Source organism: Halalkalibacter sp. HAAS-P013, from assembly GCF_056619925.1.
In genome coordinates, this window is the sequence record NZ_JBWQTU010000066.1 from 1 (window position 1) to 580 (window position 580).

The window sequence follows — 580 nt, forward strand, 5'->3', positions numbered from 1 at the left end:
CTCGCCTACCTGTGTCGGTTTGCGGTACGGGCACCTCTCACCTCGCTAGAGGCTTTTCTAGGCAGTGTAGGATCAGGAACTTCGGTACTAATATTTCCCTCGCCATCACAGCTCAGCCTTTATGGAAAGCGGATTTGCCTACTTTCCAGCCTAACTGCTTGGACGCGCATATCCATCAGCGCGCTTACCCTACCTTTCTGCGTCCCCCCATTACTCAAACGGTGAGGAGGTGGTACAGGAATTTCAACCTGTTGTCCATCGCCTACGCCTTTCGGCCTCGGCTTAGGTCCCGACTGACCCTGAGCGGACGAGCCTTCCTCAGGAAACCTTGGGCTTTCGACGGAGGGGATTCTCACCCCTCTTTTCGCTACTCATACCGGCATTCTCACTTCTAAGCGCTCCACCAGTCCTCTCGGTCTGACTTCGCTGCACTTAGAACGCTCCCCTACCACTGACACCAGAAGGTGTCAATCCATAGCTTCGGTGATACGTTTAGCCCCGGTACATTTTCGGCGCAGAGTCACTCGACCAGTGAGCTATTACGCACTCTTTAAATGGTGGCTGCTTCTAAGCCAACATC

1 rRNA gene is annotated in these 580 nt (G+C 54.0%); it reads right to left on the minus strand.

Features of this window, described 5'->3' with window-relative positions:
- Positions 1 to 580: ribosomal RNA gene (locus AC1FXP_RS23585) — 23S ribosomal RNA — on the minus strand; the annotation flags it as partial.